Raw genomic sequence first — 20,340 nt, forward strand, 5'->3', positions numbered from 1 at the left:
CATGACTTTCGGCTATAGTATCGCCAACTTTAAAAACTGCAAAATAATAAGACTTAACCACACGTGATTAAGCCCGCTTATCAAAAACTTCATTTACCACACGTTTTGTAGCTTTCCCGTCTTCCAAATAACAAAACCTTTCATGGAACGCCTTCGCTATTTCCGACGGTGTATATCCATTTTGCTCTATATTTTTGACAACATCCACTATTCCCCCGGTCGTTTTCACCAACGGACCGGGAGCCTTCTGTTCAAAATCAAAATAAAAGCCGCGCAGTTTATCCCGGTATTCTTCCAAGTCGTATACAAAAAAGATGATTGGTCTTCTTAATATAGCAAAGTCAAAAAACACGGATGAATAATCTGTTACAAGCATATCCGCAATCAAATAAAGATCCCTGATATCTTCGTGGAACGTCATATCATATACAAAACCATCATATGCACTTAAATCAAGATTTTCTGCCACCAGATAATGTAGCCGAAGCAGAATAATATAGTCCTTTCCCAATTCCTTTTGCATCATTGCAAGATCCATTTCGATATCGAGTTTATATTTGCCAACACCATAATATTGATTATCACGCCAGGTAGGCGAATAAAGTATAACCTTTTTATCTGTTGGAAGGTTGCAACGTTTTTTGATTTCAGCGATGGTTTTAGCATTGTTTGCATTGACTAGAAAATCGTTCCTTGGATACCCGGACTCAATCATTTTTTTATTAAAATGGAATGCCCGCCTGAAAATTTCCGTTGAATAATGGTTGGGAGATATAAGATAGTCCCATTTACTAGCTGATTTTATAAACGCCTTCTTGTACACCTCAGTATCTGAACCGGCCATGTGAACCTCATCCATGTCTAAGGCAAGCCGTTTCAAAGGCGTTCCATGCCATGTTTGTAAGTAAACCGTCTTCTTTGGTTTTGGAACCCAAACAGGCAATCTGCTGTTATACACCCAGTACTTGGCGGAGGTCATTAGAAAAAGCCACTTAATTGATAACCGTTTTACTTGCAAGATATTATGATTGGCAAAAATATGCCGGTAATTTTTATCAACGCTCCAGTACATGGTATAACCTTCATGATATTTATGAATGTATTCATAAATTGCCCTCGGATTATCACTGTATTGCTTCCCCAGAAAGCTTTCAAAAATTATCAGTTTATCGTTCTTCGGCAACACAGTACCGAAAAAGGCAAATGTCAGCTTATACATTTTAAATAAAATTCTTACTACCAGTTGTTTCATATATAATCCCTGCTTATTAAGTCAAATTACTCAGTCCAATGTACGATAGAAAGATGCCATGGCTTCCTCATTAAACCGGTTCACATCAAAACGGGTTGGTTCTTCATTCGTTTGAATAACGGATTCCATCCCGGATACAAGCCCGGCAACAGAATTCTCAACCAGTTTCCCATACTTCCCATCTTCCAGTACATACCTGCTTGCTGTAATGTCAGTTGAAATTGTATGGAGACCGAGCGTTAACGATTCAAGCAGGACAAGCGGATGACCCTCATAGTGTGATGAAAGTACAAACGCGCTACATTGTCCCATCAAATAAAATGGGTTTGACTTGTGTCCTACAAGGTAGACAGCGTCCTCCAGGTCATACTCTTTTATAAGTGCTTCCAATGTTTTTCTGGCTGGTCCTTCGCCAATAATATAAAGTCTTGTCTTGTCATATCTTTTATGCACCTCTGCGAATGCTTCAATCAACTGGTCCTGACCTTTTTCAGGTGACAGTCGCCCCATGTTCACAAAATTACAATAGTCTTCGCTCTTGTCCGGTACAGGAACATCATATAATTCATTATTACTTTTTACATTTACAAGCACCGGTTTGTTTTGTTTCATATAAACTTCACTGTCATCATTTGAGAGCCTTCTGATCTTTTCAGTGTTAATGGAATTGATCAGGTAACTGACTTTCGTGTCACCAATATAGTCTTTCAGCTTCTCTTTATTCACTTCCATGGTTGCCTCTGAAACACTGATTAATTCATCAAAATATTTATAAAGTGAAAAAACACCTCTTAAATTAATGAAATGCGGATTTCTTCCGTTCACATGACGATACATATCGGACATCATATCACTATGCAGAATAATCATTTTCTTCCCAGCATCCCCGGCAAGCAGTACACTTGGCCAGAACATAGCGTATCCACTGAAATCAATTGCATAATCAAATTCAGATAAACCAACAATGCGCTTGTATTCTCGTTCATACATATCCCCAGGGAACATACGTTCCAGGTAATCTGCTGTCAGTCCTCTGTTTTTCGTAACATAATTCCGATAATCTTCAGCCATGGTCTGACTAATCCGGCCTGACTTAAACACAATTCTTGCATTGGTATTGATACGCAATAGATTATCTTTAACGTACTGTTTATTACTGTAGTTAACGAGTACTGTCACATCATACTTTTTATAATCAATATTATCCAATAGGTTCAAAACAGACCCGGTAATTCCGTTATTTTGTAATCCACCCGGATAAATCAAAATCTTTTCCTTATCAGACTTTGGCATGATTGCGTGTTTATCTTGCCTTTTCTTTGCCAAATCAAAAACATGCTGAACCACTTTTTCAGTAACATGCCCGTAATCATGGTAGCAATACGTATCAACAAATGACTGATATACTTTTTCATATTTCATCTGCACGTTTTCAATATGATCAATACTGCTCATTAGTTCATTTATATCCGTACAGATTGGTCCCGGTAAATTATCTGTATCAATATACATTCCGCGGTTTTCATTGTAATCATCATAATCCCACATATAAAACAAAATTGGTTTCTTCGTTACAAGGTAATCAAAAAAGATACTGGAGTAATCTGTAATTAAAATATCTGTTACAGATAAAAGCTCATTCGTTTCAAACGTGTCAGGAATCAATTTCCCCGCAAGTTCGGGTTCTTCAACAGCATACTTGTACAAAAACGGATGGACTTTCACCAAAATTTTATACGTTTCCCCAAACTTTTCTTCCAACTTGTTAATATCACCGTATATCTGCTCAATGTCATTTCTCGGCTGGGAAACTGCATCACCTTTCCATGTTGGTGCGTACAGGATCACCTTTTTATTATTCAGTTTGATTCCTTCCTCTTTCAATGCACCTTCAATTTCCAGCCTATCCGTATTGACGGTCAAATCGATCCTTGGATAACCTTCTTCAATAATCGATCCATTATATAAATTTTTCAGCTTAAAACCATTTTTTAATATTTCAGTTGTAAATTTATTCGGACTTAAGAGAAATTTTGCACTCAGGAAATTACGAAGCACATTACTAGTACCCGTAGGAGATCCTTCAATATCAAAGCCCATATGTTTCAATGGGGTACCATGCCATGTATTTGTGTAGACCTGTCCTTCTTTAACAGTATATATATTTGTAAACGTGGAATTATTGAATAAATACTTGCATGTTGCAAGATACTTGAAATACTGATCGCTATTTTTCAGTACAAACTTGACATTATGAAAATCTTTATATGTTTTTTGTAACTTTTTCAGGTAATCTTTATCCGAAATCGACCATACATGAACCAGATCCTTCCATTGGTGCTCTTTCAACAAATATTTAAAAATAGCGTAAGGACTGTCGGTCATTGATTTTCCATCTCTAGTTTCAAAAAAAACATAATTATTTTTAATAGGAAGCTGCTTATACCACTTTGAATATTTCGCTCTTCTATTATAGTCCCTGCTCTTTATATAATTTTTTACTGGACTCAGAAAAAATTTTGCACGTCTTTTTGTTATTTTCTTCATTGTATTGGAATCCATTTATGTCTCTCCTTACAAGGGTGTGTACATTGTCATAATTTCCAAACATCATTACATTATAATATTGATAGTAATTATTTTAAACTTTTTTGTCAAAATAAAACAGATTACATTTTTATAACAGTATAATGATACATAAATATTTTGTCGCTATATCCTCATAAATTGTGGGGATTAGTCGAAGGGATATGTGGAGAAGTTGACATTTCCAATATAACATGTGTATTTTTAGTTATAACCGTACTAAAAGAAATCGATATAATTTTAGGAGGAGTATATTCAATGGCATTGTTAAAAAAGAGCGAAGATAAACGAACAGCTCCATATAGTAAAGCAGTAACCATTCTTGGGTCCGGAAGATGCGGTACCTCCATGGCTTCCCGTTCCGTCAACCTTATAGGTGTTGACTTGGGCGAAGGCTTTGTCAAGCCAAATAAGACAAATCCCAAAGGGTTCTGGGAACACAGAAAAATTGTAAACATCCATAAAGATATCAAAAAAGAACTTGGGCCATATCCATTTCCTAAGGGCTGGAAAGATTATGAAGAAGTTATTCCACATAAGCAAAAAATGAAAAGCTTGTTAGTCGATGAGTTCTCCGGGAAAGCTCTATGGGGATGGAAAGACCCCCGAACAACAGAAAGTCTTGCTATGTGGAAAGAAATCCTATCTGAACTGAATGTGGAAGGCAACTTCCTTCTTATGATCCGTAACCCTGTTGATGTTGCAGCATCATTCAAAAGAGCATACAACCGGAAAGAAGATGCTGCACTGAATCAATGGCAAATCCGGACACTGTTATCTCTAAAAAATACGGTTGGACAAAACCGCATTATTATCGATTATGATGATTTTATTGAGGACAGTTTCGGTACATTGAAGCGCATTTCTGATTCGTTCAGCCTTCCTTGGACTTTCGATGAAAACAGATTGCAGGAAGAATTGGATTCATTTATTGATCCAACACTTAGACACAGCAGAACGACACTGAAAGAACTTGATAAAAACACTGAAATAGACAAGGATATTAAAAAGCTGTATAAATTGGCATTAAAAGCTTCGCATGATCAGGAATTTCTTAATTCAAGCAAATTTTCAAAGCAAATTGATAAGCTATATAATGCATATATGAAAAAACACGGATAAAACAGTCTATATTCAGCACTACCCGGGTCAGTTTATTGAGCACGGATAGTGCTTTTTTATTAGCAAACAATAGGACTAACAATAAATACAAGTTTCTATTTTTATAACTTCATTGTATAATAAAACATGGTATCATTGAATTGATATTTGTTTGTTAATTTATTGTAAAGGGAATATAGTATAATTAAAATATATAGCAATCATATACGGAGGTTATTTATCATGAAAAAGGTAATAACGTATGGAACATTCGACTTGCTCCACACCGGACATATTAATATTCTGCGTCGTGCAAAAGAGCTTGGCGATTATTTGATCGTTGCCATTTCAGCTGATGAATTTAATGCTATTAAAGGAAAAGAAGCTTACTACAGTTTCGAACAGCGTAAAGCAATTTTGGAAGCTGTCCGTTATGTGGATGAAGTAATTCCGGAATACAATTGGGAACAAAAAGTGGAAGACGTTCAAAAACATGATGTGGATGTATTTGTTATGGGAGACGACTGGACCGGCAAATTTGACTTCCTGAAAGAATATTGTGAGGTTGTCTATTTACCGAGAACCGTCGGGATTTCAACAACAAAAATCAAAAAAGATTTAAATATGTCGAACAATGGCTAGGGACTTTTTCATCTCGTTGTACCTTTCTGTCTTTTCTATTATTTTTAATATCTTTAAAATATTTCCTCAAAAGAAGAAAACAGTTTTTGTTGCTTCATTTGGGGATAATATATTGTTTACACTGAAAGAATTGGAAAGACAGGCGGAAGACCAGGTTGTCATCCTGAAAACCTCCCAATGCAAGACAGATTTTGGTTCAGAACGATTAACACTTGATTTTGAAACAGCAAACATATTGGATTGGTTCCGTTCTGTTTACCATCTTGCGACATCACGAAAAGTCATCGTGGATAATTATTTTGCTTTTTTAGCCGTCACCAATTTCAGTGCAAATGTAAAGTGTGTGCAATTATGGCATGCTGCCGGCGCCATTAAACAATTCGCATTGAAAGATCCATCCGTTGAAAATCGAACAGCTGCCGCATATAAACGGTTCAGAAGGGTTTATAACCGGTTTGACCATGTTGCAGTGGGATCTGAACGGATGGCAGCGATTTTCAGGGAGAGTTTTGAAATCAATAATGACCGGATTTTACGAAGCGGCATCCCAAGAACCGATTTCTTCTTTGACGACGCTAAGATTAAACAGGCTAAAAAGCTTGTTGTAACGGAATACCCTGCCATGCATGGTAAAAAGGTAATTTTGTATGCTCCAACATACCGGGATGACGAATTAAATGTAAGTGAATTGCATTTAAACATTGATAAGATGTATCGGGCATTTAAAGGGGAATATATACTGATGCTTCGGCTGCATCCGGCGGTTAATGGGAGTTTTCAAAATAAATATCCGGGTTTTGTCGTGAATGTTTCCAGCTATGCTAATATCAATCATTTATTGGTGACAACGGATATTTTAATTACCGACTACTCGTCCATTCCATTTGAATTTGCCTTGTTGAACAGACCAATGATATTTTTCGCGTATGATCAAGAAGTTTATGCTAAGTCACGCGGTTTCTGGGAGGATTATGAAGTTCTTGTACCCGGTCCTGTTGTAAAGACAACTCGGCAAGTGATTGACATTATCTGCAATGGGAAATATGACTTGGAGCGTATACAGCGATTTGCCGAGACTTGGAACCAGTATTCGAACGGAAAATCAAGTGAGAAGCTTGTTCACAGCCTTTATAGAGAACACGCCAATGTGAAGTCAGTTGTGAAGGCACAATCGTGACAAGACACTTTTTTACAAAGTTATCCCGTATTAACTTATTGTTGATATGGGTTCTTTTTTTACCTTGAGTCAGATGCAACAAATACCTTGCACTTACCTGGAGGAATGATTGAATGAAAATCAATGATATACCAACTTATTATCAATATCCGGAATTACCGACCGGTTGTGAAGCGACTGCCTTAGCCATGCTGTTGAATTGGGCAGGCATTGATGTCAGCAGATATGACATTGCAGATGCCATGCCGAAAGGAGATAAAGTACGTTTTCTGGATGGCAAATGGAAAGGTGCGAATCCGAATGTTAATTTCGTCGGAGATCCGTACTCAGACGATGGCAGCTTTGGTGTGTTTGAAGGTCCGATTTTAAAAACAGCGGAAAATTTTATGCCTGGTAAAGCGGTGGATTTGACCGGAAAGCCATTTGAAAAGCTGCTTGATATCGTACGGAATGGAACCCCTGTTGTCACCTGGACCACGCTTGAACAAAGAGAAACCTTTCACAGTAAGACATGGTCTGATCCGGATGGAAATATTATTAACTGGTTTCGTTTTGAACATGCGGTATTGATGATTGGTATGGATGAGAAGCAAGTCATTGTGAATGATCCGCATACCGGCCGTGAGGAACATTATGACCGTGTTCTTTTTGAGAAAAACTGGGAATCAATGGGCGGCCGTGCTGTGACATTGGATATGAAATAACCCGGAGCTTAAATTACGCTCCGGGTTTTGTTATACTATCCTCTGTTTTTAGCTTCGATTTTTTTATCCCCGAGAATAAGGTAATTCAATTCTTCTTTCGGAATACTGTTAAATTCAGTCCGTTTTGTCAGGTAAAATAAAAATCCGAGTGCAACCCACGCAATCAGGGCAATCATGGATTCCATGCCAAGTGCTGCCGGTGACCCTGGAATAAGCAGCAGTCCGAGGAAAGCAATACTTGCTATCATTCCAAGGCCGGCAAATGTTTTTTTCAATGGTGAAACAACATGTTTTTTCGGATTGAATTCCTTCCCTTTGGACCATTTAAATAATGAAAATGCTGTGTAGCATGTATAGAAATACGCAATCGTTACGCCAATTGATGACATATCAACAATCCAGCCAAGCACTTCACGGCCAAACCATGGTGCAAGCATTGCGACAATTACCGTGAAAATTATCCCAGCGTAAGGGGTTTTATAGTTGGAATGCAGCCTGGCGAATATTTCCGGCAAAATTTTGGCACGTGCCATTGCGAATAATAAACGGCTTGATGAAATGATAAAGCCGTTCAGTCCGGTGAAGATCCCCATTGTCAGTGCCACAACTAAGATAACCAGACCCATAGTTCCAAGCAAGTCCTGAATTGCCGCTCCTGTTCCCCACACTTCATTTTGTGCGACAAGGTTCTGCCATGGAGCAATCATCGATGTGGCAATAATCATTAAGCTGTACAGTAATGCTGCGAAGAATATCGCCAAAATGATTAACATAAAAGCTTTTTTGGATGAAAAATGAAACTCCTCAGCGGCCTGTGGGACATTATCAAAGCCTACATATGCCCATGGTGCAATGGCGACAATGGAAATAATCGCGGCAAAAGCAGTCGTATCTGTCGGAAACAGCGGTGTAACATTTGAAAGTCCCGCTCCTGGCTGAACACCGACCATAAATGTGATGGCCACAACACTAATGACCATAATAGTACAAAAAATAAACTGCATACGACCGGATAAACCGGTTCCCTTTATATTGAAATAACCAAAAATACCGAGTGTTACAGATGCAATGACGATTTCCATCAGATAAACATCCCAGCCGGCAACCTGATATAAATGCACGTTTTCAATTAACGGCGGGAAGACAAATTTAAACATTAATGAAAATGCGGATGCGTTCAACGCTACGATACAGATGTAGCCAAGCGTTAAAAACCAGCCGCAGATGAATGCATGTGTACGTCCCAAACTGACAAATGCATAAGCAAACTCGCCTCCTGATACTGGAAAACTTTTGATCAGGAAGCCATAGCTTACAGCAATAAGCATCATAAGAAGTGCACCGATGCAGAAACCGATAATGACGCCAAGCGGTCCGGAGCCGTCCATCCAAGTTGTCGGCTGTACGAACGCACCCCAGCCGATTGAGGAACCAAGCGCTATGGCCCATACCCAATGCGGCTTTAATGATTGTTTCAGTGTCTGTCGTTCTTCCATGCTTCGTCTCCTTCTGTACGTTTTTTTTATGTACCACTCTAAAATATCAAAAAACCGCGAGCTTCTCAAAAGTCCTGACACTATTGAATAAAGAGCTTCAGGATAATTTTCACTTTATTATAAAGACAAACAAGGCGTGAAGTAAATTCCACACCTTGTTTATTGATTGCTGTTATCTATTTTCGCTCCGATTAGAATTTTTTTCATGAAGTTGATCCAAATAGCTGATTAACGGCTCCCTCAGGTCATCCCGCTCCAATGCGATTTCCAGCGTTGTTTCGATAAAGCCCAATTTTTCCCCCACATCATACCGATTGCCTTCTATTTCCAAGGCAAAAACACGCTGGATTCTATTGAGTTCCTGAATGGCATCCGTCAGTTGGATTTCACCACCCGCGCCGATTTTTTGGGCATCCAGAAAGTTGAATATTTCCGGTGTCAAAATATATCTGCCTATAATGGCAAGATTGGATGGTGCTGTTCCCTGTTCCGGCTTTTCAACAAAACTTCTGACCTGATACAGCTTTCCAAATTTCTCTAACGGATCAATAATGCCGTAACGGTGCGTTTCTTCGTCGGGTACCTTTTTCACACCAATAACGGAGGAGTTGGTCTGGTCGTATTCCTGCATCAGCTGACTTAATCCAGGTTTATCATTTCGGATAATATCATCGCCAAGTAAAACGGCAAACGGTTCATCCCCGATAAATTTCCTTGCGCACCAGATGGCATGGCCGAGTCCTCTCGGTTCCTTTTGCCGGATATAGTGGATATCGATTTTCGCTGTTTTCCGTATTTCTTCCAGCATTGCAAACTTTTCTTTCTTAATCAGGTTTTCTTCCAGTTCAAATGATTTATCGAAATGATCCTCGATCGCCCGCTTGCCTTTTCCGGTTACAATAATGATGTCTTCAATTCCGGAATTAATGGCCTCGTCCACAATATATTCAATTGTTGGGCGATCAACTATTGGCAGCATTTCTTTCGGCATTGCTTTTGTTGCCGGTAAAAATCTGGTTCCCAGTCCTGCTGCAGGTATGATTGCTTTTTTAATTAAGCTCATCTTCCAAACCCCCATTGAAATTTCGGTTAAAGCTGATTGGACTTACTTCCTAACCGTCTCATCACTTTAAGGATGGTATCAATAATCGGTCTCTTTCCACTCCAAACAATCCCGCTTACTTCAGCAAGCATGTGGATCAACACCAGTACGAAAAATGTAATAACCAATGCGGTAAATAAGGATGCATTGGAAAATAAAATCGCCATGGTACCGAATAAGAGACTAAATGCATAAATAATCAAAACTGTTTTTCGATGGCTGAATCCTTTTGCAAGCAGCTGGTAATGAACATGCTTGTTATCCGGCATCATGATATTCTCCTTGTTATAGGCACGCCGGAGAATCGCAAATAACGTGTCAAAGATCGGCACTGCCAGTACGATAACCGGAATGATGAAACTGAATAATGCGATGTTCTTAAATAGTCCCAGTATCGACACAACCGCTATCATATAACCGAGAAAATTTGATCCGGTGTCGCCCATATAAATCTTTGCCGGGTAAAAATTGTGATATAGAAACCCTAGATTTGCACCAATCAGTGCCACACATATATATGCTGCCATTAAGCGAAAATCAATCAGTGCCATAATGAACATACTGGAAAGTGCTATCGTTGTAACCCCGGTTGCCAAGCCGTCCAAACCGTCAATCAGGTTGATGGCGTTGGTGATGCCGACAATCCATAAAATGGTGATAAGGACACTGAAAAAGCCCAGATCGACCAACCCGATAATCGGGATCGTTATATTTTCGATAATAAGCCCCGAAGATATTAGAAAAGATGCGGCAATCAGTTGCCCTGCAAGCTTTACGACGGGTCTTATCTGGAACCTGTCGTCCAAAGCACCTGTAATTATAATTACGATGGCACCCCATAGAATTTCGGGAAGATGCTCATGATGCGGGTGTAAATAGAGGATTCCCAAAAACACACCAAAAAAAATGGCTAGTCCGCCTAACCTCGGAGTGATATGTTTATGTATTTTACGGTGATTGGGAAAATCAACCACCTTTAATTTGATGGCGAGTTTTTTTATCGGGTAAGTCAGCAAAAAAGATGAAGCAAGCGAAATAAGAAATGCTATCGCAAGATCCGTATAATTTATCATCATTAATCTCCTAAAGTAAACTACTTGTCGAATTATGTTAACATAACTGACTAAATTATAACGAATCAGCACTGCCCATGGCAAATTAAAGTTTGATTGCAATCCCAAAGATTATTCGACAAAATTCGGGTGGTGCCTGGCACCACCCGAATTTTCTATTTGCTGATACCACCCATGATGATGGAGATTAGTTGTTTGATTTCTGCTTTGTCGTCCCAGTCTTTTTCGGGTTGCAGGATAAATCGGGTTATCATGAAGCCGATAATGGTCGGGACAATCAGGCGGATGATGGTTTCGTTTGGCAAGTTCTGCAGTTCTCCTTTTTCCTTATAAAAATCCAGCGTTTGATTGAAGGCAGGATAAACCCTTTCACTAAATACCTTCTTATAAGATGCCTGAATTTCAGGATGAAATGCCAGCTCCTGCAAGAGAATTTTTAACAATGGCAGATTGGACTTTGCAAATTCAAAACGATTTTCGATAAATGCATACAGCAAATCTTCAAAGTGTGCAAAATCCTTCCTGAAGACCTGGCTGACAAACTTTTCGGCAAACAATGGTGCGGCAAAGTTCGTGATGACCGGTGTGACGATTGCAACGAGAAGATCTTTTTTCGTGCGGTAATGGCGGAAAATAGTCCCTTCCGCCACCCCGGCACGTTTAGCGATTTCACTTGTTGATGTATTGTGATAGCCTTTCTCGGAAATAAGTTCAATGGCTGCCTGAATGATCGCAACCTGTTTTGGTGTCATATTTTTTTCGTCGCGTAATATATCCAGCATATTTGACATTGGTGTTCCCTCCTATCGTTATAACGTCCGGTGCTGTTTCAGGGCAATAATGTTCAGAAAGATAAATACTACCGAAAATCCGATAAGCACACCAATTTCCGGTAATACGGCCGCTAAATCCTCCCCGCTTATCATAATTGCCTTCAATGCATCGGCACCATACGTCAGCGGCATTATTTTTCCAATCGCATCTATCCACTCGACTTGCTCAATCGGAAATACACCACTGAAAAATACTTGTGGAACGATTACTACCGGGATGAACTGAATCATCTGAAATTCATTCTTCGCGTAAGCCGACAGCAATGTGGCCAGGCATAATGCAGTGATGGCAAGCAGAAGTGTTATTGCAAGCACCGACACGAACGAGCCTGCCATGTAAATGTCAAGAACATAGATGGCATAAGCGGCAACAATCGCCGACTGGATGACGGTGAAAATACCAAATCCAATCAAATAGCCGAAGACGATTTCCCAGCGCTTTAACGGCGTTGCCAGGAGCCGCTCCAATGTCCCCTGTGTGCGTTCACGAAGAAATGATACCCCGCCGATGATAAATACAAAAAAGAAAACGAAGAATCCGATTAGAACTGAACCGGTATTGTCAAACAGGTTTAAGTCGGAAGAGCCGTGAATAAATTCCACATCCAGATCAGGTGCCTTCGGATTCAGTTGTTTAGCAGCCTGACTGATCACCCGGTTGACTGCGGATGTAGCTGATGGCTGACTGCCTTCCATAATTAATGTTTTATCCGCAAAGTTCAGATAGGCATCAATTTCCTTATCCTGCAACGCATCCGCCGCTTCGCTCTCTTCCATCTCTTTAACGGTTGCACCCGCATCTTCCATGATAGTTTGCATTTGAGATGGAACACCATTGACTCCAATCGTCGGTTCGTATTGTTCCATATCCAATACGAGCCAGAGCAGTGTAAGGACAAGCAATGGCGCGACCATCATAAGTGCGATGCTTCGTTTATCCCGTAAAAATTGCTGAATAATCCGTTTAACGATTGCCCGAATTCGCATGCCCTGCACCCCCAAACGCCAGAAACGCTTCTTCAAGTGTTTCTGTACTGCTTTTTTCTTTTAATGCATCCGGACTGCCATGTGCAATGATATAGCCGTCACGGAGCAAAGCAAGATTATCGCATTTTTCCGCTTCGTCCATAACGTGTGTCGTAATGACGATGGTCGTGCCTTTTCGCTGCATCTCCCGCAAGTCCTCCCAGATGGATGCCCGCAGAACCGGATCAATGCCGACTGTCGGCTCATCAAGAATGAGGAGTTTCGGCTGGTGAAGTAAGGCCACTGCCAGCGACATACGCCGCTTCATCCCGCCTGAGAATTTTTCCAATGTTTTATCAAGATGATCTGTCAAATTTACGATTTTGGCTGCTTCTGCAACCCGTTTTTTTTGCTGCTTTTTCGGAATCCGATAAATGCTTGCAAAAAAATGCATGTTCTCACGTGCAGTCAGCTCACTGTACAAGGCATCCGCCTGTGCCATGTAACCAATCTTTTGCATCAGACTGAATGACGGCATCTGTTCATGATCAATTCGGATGGTGCCGCTTGAAGGTTTCAAAAGTCCGATCATTATTTTTACCAGTGTTGTTTTTCCCGATCCGGACGGTCCAAGCAGCCCAAACAACTGCCCCTCCGGTATTTCAAGGTTAACATCTTTTAATACGGTTTCTTTGTTGTTGTAACGATGCGCAATGTTGCTCATTTCGATGAAGGTTGACATGTAAAAGCCTCCTTACATTTCAGGTGTGAGTGATTACTCACTTTTAATCATAATTGAATTAGTTCCGTTTGTAAAGGGGGGATTGATGTCTAGTGGCTGCTGCTGTGTTGTACGCTGGCCTGGAGTGAAAGATTGTATTTTCTTTTGGAGGATTGTATTATTCCGGGAGCGCTTGTATTTGGATCTGGAGGACTGTATTTTCCCGCAAGTGCTCGTATTTCACCGGGAAGGACCGTATTTTCCCATGAACGCTTGAATTTCAAATGCACGGATCCGTCGTTCCATATTATTTTTGCAAAATCCCGTTTCCGGTAAAGGACTGGGCATGAACTCTTCGTCGGCAGCATACATTTTATTGGACATAATTTTTTAACATCAGGAGGCTGAGATATGCAGTATTATTACGGGGGGCAGATGCCACTTCGGGTGCTCGATGAGGCGGAATTCTGGAAGATGCAGGAGTCGGAGCATACAGTGGTGATGCGGGAATTGATGCCGAATCTGGAAAAGGAATATGTTGATGCACTCAAGCACTGGGAAGAAGTGCTGAATACAACCCATCAGCATGTCAAACGGTTTATCGAGTCTGTGGTCAGGAGCAACAATAAAGTTGCCCCGGCATTGTATCAACAGGTGCTTGACCTCGTTTCATTCTGCCTGCAGGAAAGTGTCGCGTTCATCCAGTTTTGCAGACAGGTGAAAACAGAAAGTGAAGCAGCCAAAAATAATCATACCGCCAAAGTTGTCATCGACCATATTATTGATGAATCGGAATATTTTATCGGAATTGCACAGACAATTTTATATGAAAAATAGCTTAACTGGGCGCCCTTTGTATGGGTGTCCGTTTTTATTATGAACCGGCTTCACTTCCCAAAATGATCCGCTCCACTTATAATATGATCATGGAAGGCGGTGTTTGCATTGAACGATGACATGTTGATCCAAAAAGTATGCATGCTGGCAGGCAAAATCATGCTGGAGAGCAGTGCGGAAACATACCGGGTGGAAGACACGATGAACCGGATTGCATATGCGTATGGACTGGAGAATGCGCAAAGCTATGCGACACCTACAGGGATCAATTTTTCGGCGGATTTTGCCGAGGTGACTAATTTTATTCGGATTTCAAACCGGTCAACAGACTTACATAAAATTACCGAAGTGAACAATATTTCCAGGAAAATCGCGGAAGGTGCAGTCCCGGTTGAGGAGGCATTTGCACAACTGAAGCAAATTGATACAGCGAGTTTTTCGTTCCCGGTTTGGATCCAGATTATAGCCGCGGCATTTGTCAGTGGATCTTTTGCTATCATGTTTGGCGGCGTGTGGCCTGACTTTCTGCCAGCTTTTCTTACCGGCGGAATTTCCTATAGTGCCATGGTTGGATTTAGTCGGCTTGTACCTGTCAGTTTTGTATCTGATTTTCTGGCATCGGTATTGATCGGTATTTTGGCAGTGATGTTTATTGAACTTGGCTTTGGTGCCAACTTGGATAGGGTGATTATCGGTGCGGTCATGCCGCTTGTTCCGGGGCTGCATATAACGAATGCAGTAAGGGATCTCCTGGCAGGCCATTTGGTTGCCGGTCTGTCAAAAGGAACCGAAGCTGTGTTGACTGCATTTGCAATCGGTGCTGGTGTTGCTGTGATTTTTGCTTTTTAGAAAGAGGGGTGTCAAATGATGGTGTTTACGCATCTTATTACAAGTTTCTTCGCATCAGCGGGGTTCGGCGTGCTGTTTAATGCACCGCGAAATGCGCTTGTACAAAGTGGCCTCGTTGGTATGGCCGCGTGGATTTTGTACTATTTCTTAACACTGGGCGGTATGGATGTCGTTCCGGCTAATATTTTTGCAGCGATCTTGGCAGGCGTTCTCAGCCAGATTTGCGCCAAAGTGTACAAAATGCCTGTTATTGTGTTTAACGTATCAGGGATTATCCCGCTTGTGCCAGGCGGTGTTGCATACGAGGCGATGCGCCATTTTGTGGAAAATGATTACTATACAGCAGTGCAAATTTCCGCAAAAGTGATGCTGCTTGCGGGGGGAATCGCAATCGGCTTAATGTTTTCGGAAGTCGCCAATCAGTTATTTAAAAAGATAAAGTTCAGCAGGTAAGGGATCGCAAGGCTTTACGTTTCCCTTATCGATGCATTCACAAGCAAAACCAGGGCCGCTGCCATGTGCATAAGCATTCCCGCGAACGCAAAAACACCGACAATGGATGCAACCATGCCAACTAAGCTTCCAAAGACGCTCCCGCCTTCATTCCGGGCAATCAGAAATGTCATCAGATGGAAGATAAACATGATAATCAGAACACCTGAATTTGTCGTAATGACAATCGTCTCCCCGATAATCGGAATGCCTAAAAGCGCCTCAGCACCCCCACTTATAAACTTCAATATTCGTGGTAGTGTCAAAACCATGATGATTTCTCCTTCAGTCAATCTTTTTCTTTATCTTAGCATATTAGCATTAATTCGGCAGGTATTTTTTGTATATTGTTTCTGACTATTGTGTGAAGGATTGTTTGTTAAGGGAAGTCGCTTGTTTGGTATGTTCATTTGACTGTGATTGCGCGATTCCGGCTGTGCATTGCACGATTCGGATGGCTTCTTGCGCGATTCTGCCTCTTCCCCGTCTCCCATACAAAAAACTCCCTGCCGCAGCAGAGAGCTTAAACTACTTATTTCGTTTTTTACGTCGGGTAATTTTTCCAGTTAAATCATCGAATAGCGTATAAACGACCGGAATGAGCAGCAATGTGAAAATACTGGATATGCCGAGTCCGAAAATAATGGTTACGGCCAGTGGCTGCTGCATTTCCGCACCTTCGCCAAGTGCGAGAGCCAGTGGCACCATGCCCAGAATGGTCGTTAATGTCGTCATCAGAATTGGGCGCATTCGGCTTGGTCCGGCTGCAAGGATTGCCTCATACCGATCCATCCCTTTTCGCCGTAAAATATTGATATAGTCAACCAGCACAATTGAGTTGTTGACCACGATACCGGCGAGCATGATAATTCCGATGAATGCCGGTATGCTGAGCGGCAAGTCTGTAATGTACAATCCCGTCATGACGCCGATAACGGTTGCCGGCAGGGAGAACATAATAATGAACGGGAACAGGAAGTTTTCAAATTGAACTGCCATTACTGCATATACCAAAAAGATGGAGAATACAAGGGCAATGGACAGATCGCGGAATGATTCAGCCATATCCTGTGCCTGCCCGCCGATTTCATAGCTGTACCCTTCCGGCAGATTCATGGCATCCAATTCCGCTTCAATATCCTCAACAACACTTGCCAGGTCGCGGTTTACGACGTCACTTGTCACATTCATTTGCGGCTGCTGGTTTTCCCGCAGCAGTTTTACCGGACCTTCCACCTGTTTAAATGTGGCAACCGATTCGAGCGGGATAGCTGCACCTGTTTGTGATTTAATTTGCATGTTCTGTAAATCACTGATGGTACTGCGCTCATCCTCAGGGAACAGCATCGTCACGTTCATTTCATGGCCATTCTCGCGATATTTCGTTGCAACCTGACCGGTGAACTGCAGCTGGATCTGACTGATGATCTGCTGCTGATTCAAGCCGTACATAGCTGCTTTTTCCTCATTAACTTCAATTGTCATTTGCGGAACGCCTTCTTCAGCTGCGGACGTTGGATTGTACACTCCGTCAACTTCGGAGATCCGGTCCACAACATTGCTTGACAGTTCGCGCAACACCTCATGTTCAGGACCATTCAGCTGTATCTGAACCGGTTCTCCTGTGCTCATACCGCCGCTTACAGCACTCACTGTAATTTCCGCTCCGGGTATCTGCTGCACGTCGTCATCGATTCGCTGCACGATGTCTTTAGTCGTGCGTGAGCGTTCGGTGGATGGAACAAGCTGCATTGTGAAAGTTGCCTGATTGGCGCCTAACCCCATCATACCGAAACCGCCGCCCCCTACAGAGACATAACTCGTTTCGATGACAGATTCATAATCTTCCAGTTCTGCATTGATTTGGTCCACAACTTTTTCTGTATATTCCAATTTGCTCCCAGGTGGTGCTTCGACACTGATTTCCATTTGGCCCTGATCGGATGCCGGAATGAATTCCGCACCGATAAGCGGCGTTAATGCCAGGCTTGCTGCAATGGCCAGGAATGTACCGCCAATGGTTGTTTTCCGGTGACTAAGCACCCAGCGGAGAACGCCGCGATAACGATCATTCACCCAGCCGAGAAAACGGTCAAACCAATAACGGCGTCCGCTCTCTTCCATTGCCTTCGATAACAGTTTGGAAGAAAGCATCGGAACCAGTGTGACCGCAACCACTAATGAGGCGATCAGGGAAAACGAGACTGCCAGCGCGAGTGGGGTAAACAAGTCAGATGCGATTCCTTCCACATAAATAATCGGCAAAAAGACTACCAATGTTGTGGTGGTCGACGCAATTACCGCCGGCGCAAGTTCGGATGCTCCCTTTGTTGCTGCATCAAACAGCGAATAACCATTTTTACGGTAGGAATAAATATTTTCCAAAATAACTATCGAACTGTCGACCATCATTCCAAGGCCGAGCGCCAGACCACCGAGGGTCAGCACGTTCAACGTCTCCCCGGTAAAATACATCAAAGCAAACGTTGAGATAATGGCAATCGGAATGGACAGGCCAATAACGATTGTCGCCCGGATGCTTTTCAAAAAGAGCAGTAAAATGAAAACCGAAATGATACCGCCGATAATCATATTTTGCACAACGGAACTGATGGACATCTTTACAAATTCCGATGTATCGATGATTGTTTTCAAATTAACGGCAGATGGTATTTCGCCTTCGATTTCATCCATCGCTTTGTTGATATTTTCTGCCACTTCCACCGTGTTGGCATCGGTTTTTTTCATAATCGACAGTACGATAGCCGGATGGCCGTTCACCAATGTTGCCGATGATGCTTCGTTGTATGTATCCTTCACTTTTGCAACGTCATCCACATGAATGGTGGCACCGGTTTCCGATTGAACGATCGTTTGTTTAATGGCATTAATGGATTCAAATTCACCGGTTATCCGCAGTTGCAGGTCTTTATTCCCTTTTTCAACAGTCCCGGCGGATGCGGATTGATTGGAATTGTTGAGTGACTGCATGATCGTCTGGGCTGATACACCGTACTGCTGCATTTTTGCCTGGTCCAGAATAAGCTGGATTTCACGATCTTTGGCACCTTCGACTGTCACAGACGCAACACCGCTCTGCCGTTCAAAATACGGTACAATCTGGTCGTCGGCAATCTGTGTCAATGTTGCGGGATCATCACCTGTCAGTCCAACCCACATGACCGGCATCTGATCGGGACTGAACCTTAGTACACTCGGATCACCGGCCCCATCCGGAAGCATGCCTTTCACCTGATCAATTTTTTCGCGGACATCAAGCATGGCCTGATCAAGGTCCACACCGTTATTAAACATCATCACAACAAGTGAGTTTCCGGCTTGTGACTGTGATTGGACAGTTTCAATGCCTTCCACCGAACTGACCGATGATTCGATTGGTTTGCTGATTAAATTTTCGATTTCCTGTGGTGCCGCGTCTTCATAGCTTGTCGCAACGACTGCAACCGGCAGCTCGATTTTTGGGAACAGATCGATTGTTAAATTTCTGACAGAAACAATGCCCAGTGCGATGATGGCCAGCACAATCATAATGACGCCGACCGGGCGCTTCACCGAAGTATTTACAAGCTTCAAGATTTATTCCCCGCTTTCACCACGTCCACCTTACTGCCGTCTTCCAGTGTCAGCTGGCCGCTCGTAACGACTCTATCCCCTTGGTTTACATCTCCCTTGACGGCGGTTTTATCGGATTGGGTGTCTTCAATTGTCACGTTGATTTTGGAAACTGTATCATTTTCAACTGTATAGACAAATGACTCACCGCTTTCAGACATAACCGCTTCAGTCGGAACAATAATCGTGTTCTTCACCGTTTTTTCCGGAATGTTCATGACAGCAACCACACCCGCTAAAATGTCGCCATCCGCCTCTTCTATCGATGCTTTTATCGGATACAGTCCGGTATCATCCGGCATGGAACTGACGGAGGTAATTTCCGCTTGATATGTTTCATCATTTATTTTTGTTGAAAATGTATTTTCTTCACTTAAAAGCTGCTGCGTTTCGGATGTCACCGTAAACGATAGCTTCATTGACCTTACATCTGCAATAACGGCGAGCGGTTCTGAATTGGATGCCATTGCCCCTTCACTGACATTCAGCTTGGCAACTTCCCCGTCTGCAGGCGCATAAATTTGCTGTTCACCTGCTGCCGTCTTGATCGTTGCAATCAAATCATCCGCTTCCACGATATCGCCGTTTGTCACTTCAAGTTCCGTGATTTCCCCCGGCGTTTGTACCATAACAGGGGTTGTGCTTGCCGGTCCGGTGCGTCCGTAGATGGATTTTTCGATAACAAGGTCATCCTCCACAGCCTTTGCTGTTTCGACCGGTGTTATCCGCTCCTTCTCCTTTTCACCATTTGCATCCTCATTTTGATTACACGCGGCAAGCACACTGATTAAAGCAGCTGCCGTTATGAATAAAAGCATTTTCCGCATAGCTGTACTCCTCTGCCAATTAATTGATTCCTCTATGTTAAAACATAAC

At 42.1% G+C, this 20,340-nt stretch carries 17 protein-coding genes and 1 pseudogene; 7 read left to right on the forward strand and 11 right to left on the reverse strand.

Going from position 1 to position 20,340, the window contains the following annotated elements; translation table 11 throughout:
- Positions 1–67: 67 nt before the first annotated feature.
- A pseudogene (locus tag B1K71_RS17315) lies at positions 68–1,234 on the reverse strand (CDP-glycerol glycerophosphotransferase family protein); the annotation flags it as partial.
- Between the two features lie 48 nt (positions 1,235–1,282).
- Positions 1,283–3,814: a CDP-glycerol glycerophosphotransferase family protein gene (locus B1K71_RS17320; RefSeq protein WP_077329247.1), complete on the reverse strand. Its 2,532-nt coding sequence runs from the start codon at positions 3,812–3,814 to the stop codon at positions 1,283–1,285.
- 282 nt (positions 3,815–4,096) lie between these two features.
- Between B1K71_RS17320 and B1K71_RS17325 the strand changes: the two genes are divergently transcribed.
- From B1K71_RS17325 to B1K71_RS17340, 4 genes are all read left to right on the forward strand, one after another.
- Positions 4,097–4,960 carry a sulfotransferase family protein gene (locus B1K71_RS17325; RefSeq protein ID WP_077329249.1) on the forward strand — a complete coding sequence of 288 codons (864 nt, stop codon included), beginning with the start codon at positions 4,097–4,099 and terminating at the stop codon, positions 4,958–4,960.
- Positions 4,961–5,182: 222 nt separating this feature from the next.
- Positions 5,183–5,581, forward strand: a complete 399-nt coding sequence (gene tagD / locus B1K71_RS17330) for a glycerol-3-phosphate cytidylyltransferase (protein ID WP_077329251.1) — start codon at positions 5,183–5,185, stop codon at positions 5,579–5,581.
- Positions 5,574–6,758, forward strand: a complete 1,185-nt coding sequence (locus B1K71_RS17335) for a CDP-glycerol glycerophosphotransferase family protein (RefSeq protein WP_077329253.1) — start codon at positions 5,574–5,576, stop codon at positions 6,756–6,758. The genes tagD and B1K71_RS17335 overlap by 8 nt, the downstream gene beginning before the upstream one ends.
- A 113-nt stretch (positions 6,759–6,871) precedes the next feature.
- Entirely contained in the window at positions 6,872–7,462 is a 591-nt protein-coding gene (locus tag B1K71_RS17340) for a C39 family peptidase (RefSeq protein ID WP_077329255.1), read from the forward strand.
- Positions 7,463–7,497: 35 nt separating this feature from the next.
- On the opposite strand, the gene B1K71_RS17345 is transcribed toward B1K71_RS17340, so the two are convergent.
- The 6 genes from B1K71_RS17345 to B1K71_RS17370 all read right to left on the reverse strand — a co-directional run bounded on the left by B1K71_RS17345 (position 7,498) and on the right by B1K71_RS17370 (position 13,674).
- Positions 7,498–8,958, reverse strand: coding sequence for an APC family permease (locus B1K71_RS17345; RefSeq protein ID WP_077329257.1), 1,461 nt, complete (start codon positions 8,956–8,958; stop codon positions 7,498–7,500).
- Between the two features lie 172 nt (positions 8,959–9,130).
- Entirely contained in the window at positions 9,131–10,021 is an 891-nt protein-coding gene (gene galU / locus B1K71_RS17350) for a UTP--glucose-1-phosphate uridylyltransferase GalU (protein ID WP_077329259.1), read from the reverse strand.
- Positions 10,022–10,047: 26 nt separating this feature from the next.
- Positions 10,048–11,133 (reverse strand): glycosyltransferase family 4 protein, encoded by a 1,086-nt coding sequence (locus B1K71_RS17355; RefSeq protein ID WP_077329261.1) that lies wholly within the window; start codon positions 11,131–11,133, stop codon positions 10,048–10,050.
- 155 nt (positions 11,134–11,288) lie between these two features.
- The gene (locus tag B1K71_RS17360) at positions 11,289–11,924 is read right to left on the reverse strand and encodes a TetR/AcrR family transcriptional regulator (protein ID WP_077329262.1); all 636 of its coding nucleotides are present in this window, start codon (positions 11,922–11,924) and stop codon (positions 11,289–11,291) included.
- 18 nt (positions 11,925–11,942) lie between these two features.
- Entirely contained in the window at positions 11,943–12,953 is a 1,011-nt protein-coding gene (locus B1K71_RS17365; protein ID WP_077329264.1) for an ABC transporter permease, read from the reverse strand.
- The gene (locus B1K71_RS17370; RefSeq protein ID WP_077329265.1) at positions 12,931–13,674 is read right to left on the reverse strand and encodes an ABC transporter ATP-binding protein; all 744 of its coding nucleotides are present in this window, start codon (positions 13,672–13,674) and stop codon (positions 12,931–12,933) included. The genes B1K71_RS17365 and B1K71_RS17370 overlap by 23 nt, the downstream gene beginning before the upstream one ends.
- Positions 13,675–14,064: 390 nt before the next feature.
- Here B1K71_RS17370 and B1K71_RS17380 point away from each other — a divergent pair, with 390 nt between their 5' ends.
- The 3 genes from B1K71_RS17380 to B1K71_RS17390 all read left to right on the forward strand — a co-directional run bounded on the left by B1K71_RS17380 (position 14,065) and on the right by B1K71_RS17390 (position 15,792).
- Positions 14,065–14,490 carry a DUF2935 domain-containing protein gene (locus tag B1K71_RS17380; RefSeq protein WP_077329268.1) on the forward strand — a complete coding sequence of 142 codons (426 nt, stop codon included), beginning with the start codon at positions 14,065–14,067 and terminating at the stop codon, positions 14,488–14,490.
- 108 nt (positions 14,491–14,598) lie between these two features.
- Positions 14,599–15,339 carry a threonine/serine exporter family protein gene (locus B1K71_RS17385; RefSeq protein WP_245799341.1) on the forward strand — a complete coding sequence of 247 codons (741 nt, stop codon included), beginning with the start codon at positions 14,599–14,601 and terminating at the stop codon, positions 15,337–15,339.
- A 15-nt stretch (positions 15,340–15,354) separates the two neighbouring features.
- Entirely contained in the window at positions 15,355–15,792 is a 438-nt protein-coding gene (locus tag B1K71_RS17390; RefSeq protein ID WP_077329270.1) for a threonine/serine exporter family protein, read from the forward strand.
- A 14-nt stretch (positions 15,793–15,806) separates the two neighbouring features.
- On the opposite strand, the gene B1K71_RS17395 is transcribed toward B1K71_RS17390, so the two are convergent.
- From B1K71_RS17395 to B1K71_RS17405, 3 genes are all read right to left on the reverse strand, one after another.
- Positions 15,807–16,103, reverse strand: a complete 297-nt coding sequence (locus B1K71_RS17395) for a hypothetical protein (protein ID WP_245799343.1) — start codon at positions 16,101–16,103, stop codon at positions 15,807–15,809.
- Positions 16,104–16,359: 256 nt separating this feature from the next.
- Positions 16,360–19,425 (reverse strand): efflux RND transporter permease subunit, encoded by a 3,066-nt coding sequence (locus B1K71_RS17400; protein ID WP_077329271.1) that lies wholly within the window; start codon positions 19,423–19,425, stop codon positions 16,360–16,362.
- A complete protein-coding gene (locus B1K71_RS17405; RefSeq protein WP_077329273.1) occupies positions 19,422–20,291 on the reverse strand; it encodes an efflux RND transporter periplasmic adaptor subunit in 870 nt (289 codons plus the stop codon). Before B1K71_RS17405 ends, B1K71_RS17400 begins: the two co-directional genes overlap by 4 nt.
- Positions 20,292–20,340 lie beyond the last annotated feature (49 nt).

It is taken from the genome of Virgibacillus siamensis (genome assembly GCF_900162695.1).
In the GTDB taxonomy this organism is placed as follows: domain Bacteria; phylum Bacillota; class Bacilli; order Bacillales; family Amphibacillaceae; genus Lentibacillus; species Lentibacillus siamensis_A.

What these genes read in the sequence shown, in the direction of transcription:
- galU (WP_077329259.1), bottom strand. Translation starts at nt 10,021, where the DNA reads ATGAGCTTAATTAAAAAAGCAATCATACCTGCAGCAGGACTGGGAACC.
- B1K71_RS17340 (WP_077329255.1), top strand. Translation starts at nt 6,872, where the DNA reads ATGAAAATCAATGATATACCAACTTATTATCAATATCCGGAATTACCG.
- B1K71_RS17325 (WP_077329249.1), top strand. Translation starts at nt 4,097, where the DNA reads ATGGCATTGTTAAAAAAGAGCGAAGATAAACGAACAGCTCCATATAGT.
- tagD (WP_077329251.1), top strand. Translation starts at nt 5,183, where the DNA reads ATGAAAAAGGTAATAACGTATGGAACATTCGACTTGCTCCACACCGGA.
- B1K71_RS17390 (WP_077329270.1), top strand. Translation starts at nt 15,355, where the DNA reads ATGATGGTGTTTACGCATCTTATTACAAGTTTCTTCGCATCAGCGGGG.
- B1K71_RS17345 (WP_077329257.1), bottom strand. Translation starts at nt 8,958, where the DNA reads ATGGAAGAACGACAGACACTGAAACAATCATTAAAGCCGCATTGGGTA.
- B1K71_RS17360 (WP_077329262.1), bottom strand. Translation starts at nt 11,924, where the DNA reads ATGTCAAATATGCTGGATATATTACGCGACGAAAAAAATATGACACCA.
- B1K71_RS17355 (WP_077329261.1), bottom strand. Translation starts at nt 11,133, where the DNA reads ATGATAAATTATACGGATCTTGCGATAGCATTTCTTATTTCGCTTGCT.
- B1K71_RS17370 (WP_077329265.1), bottom strand. Translation starts at nt 13,674, where the DNA reads ATGTCAACCTTCATCGAAATGAGCAACATTGCGCATCGTTACAACAAC.
- B1K71_RS17395 (WP_245799343.1), bottom strand. Translation starts at nt 16,103, where the DNA reads ATGGTTTTGACACTACCACGAATATTGAAGTTTATAAGTGGGGGTGCT.
- B1K71_RS17335 (WP_077329253.1), top strand. Translation starts at nt 5,574, where the DNA reads ATGGCTAGGGACTTTTTCATCTCGTTGTACCTTTCTGTCTTTTCTATT.
- B1K71_RS17405 (WP_077329273.1), bottom strand. Translation starts at nt 20,291, where the DNA reads ATGCGGAAAATGCTTTTATTCATAACGGCAGCTGCTTTAATCAGTGTG.
- B1K71_RS17365 (WP_077329264.1), bottom strand. Translation starts at nt 12,953, where the DNA reads ATGCGAATTCGGGCAATCGTTAAACGGATTATTCAGCAATTTTTACGG.
- B1K71_RS17320 (WP_077329247.1), bottom strand. Translation starts at nt 3,814, where the DNA reads ATGGATTCCAATACAATGAAGAAAATAACAAAAAGACGTGCAAAATTT.
- B1K71_RS17380 (WP_077329268.1), top strand. Translation starts at nt 14,065, where the DNA reads ATGCAGTATTATTACGGGGGGCAGATGCCACTTCGGGTGCTCGATGAG.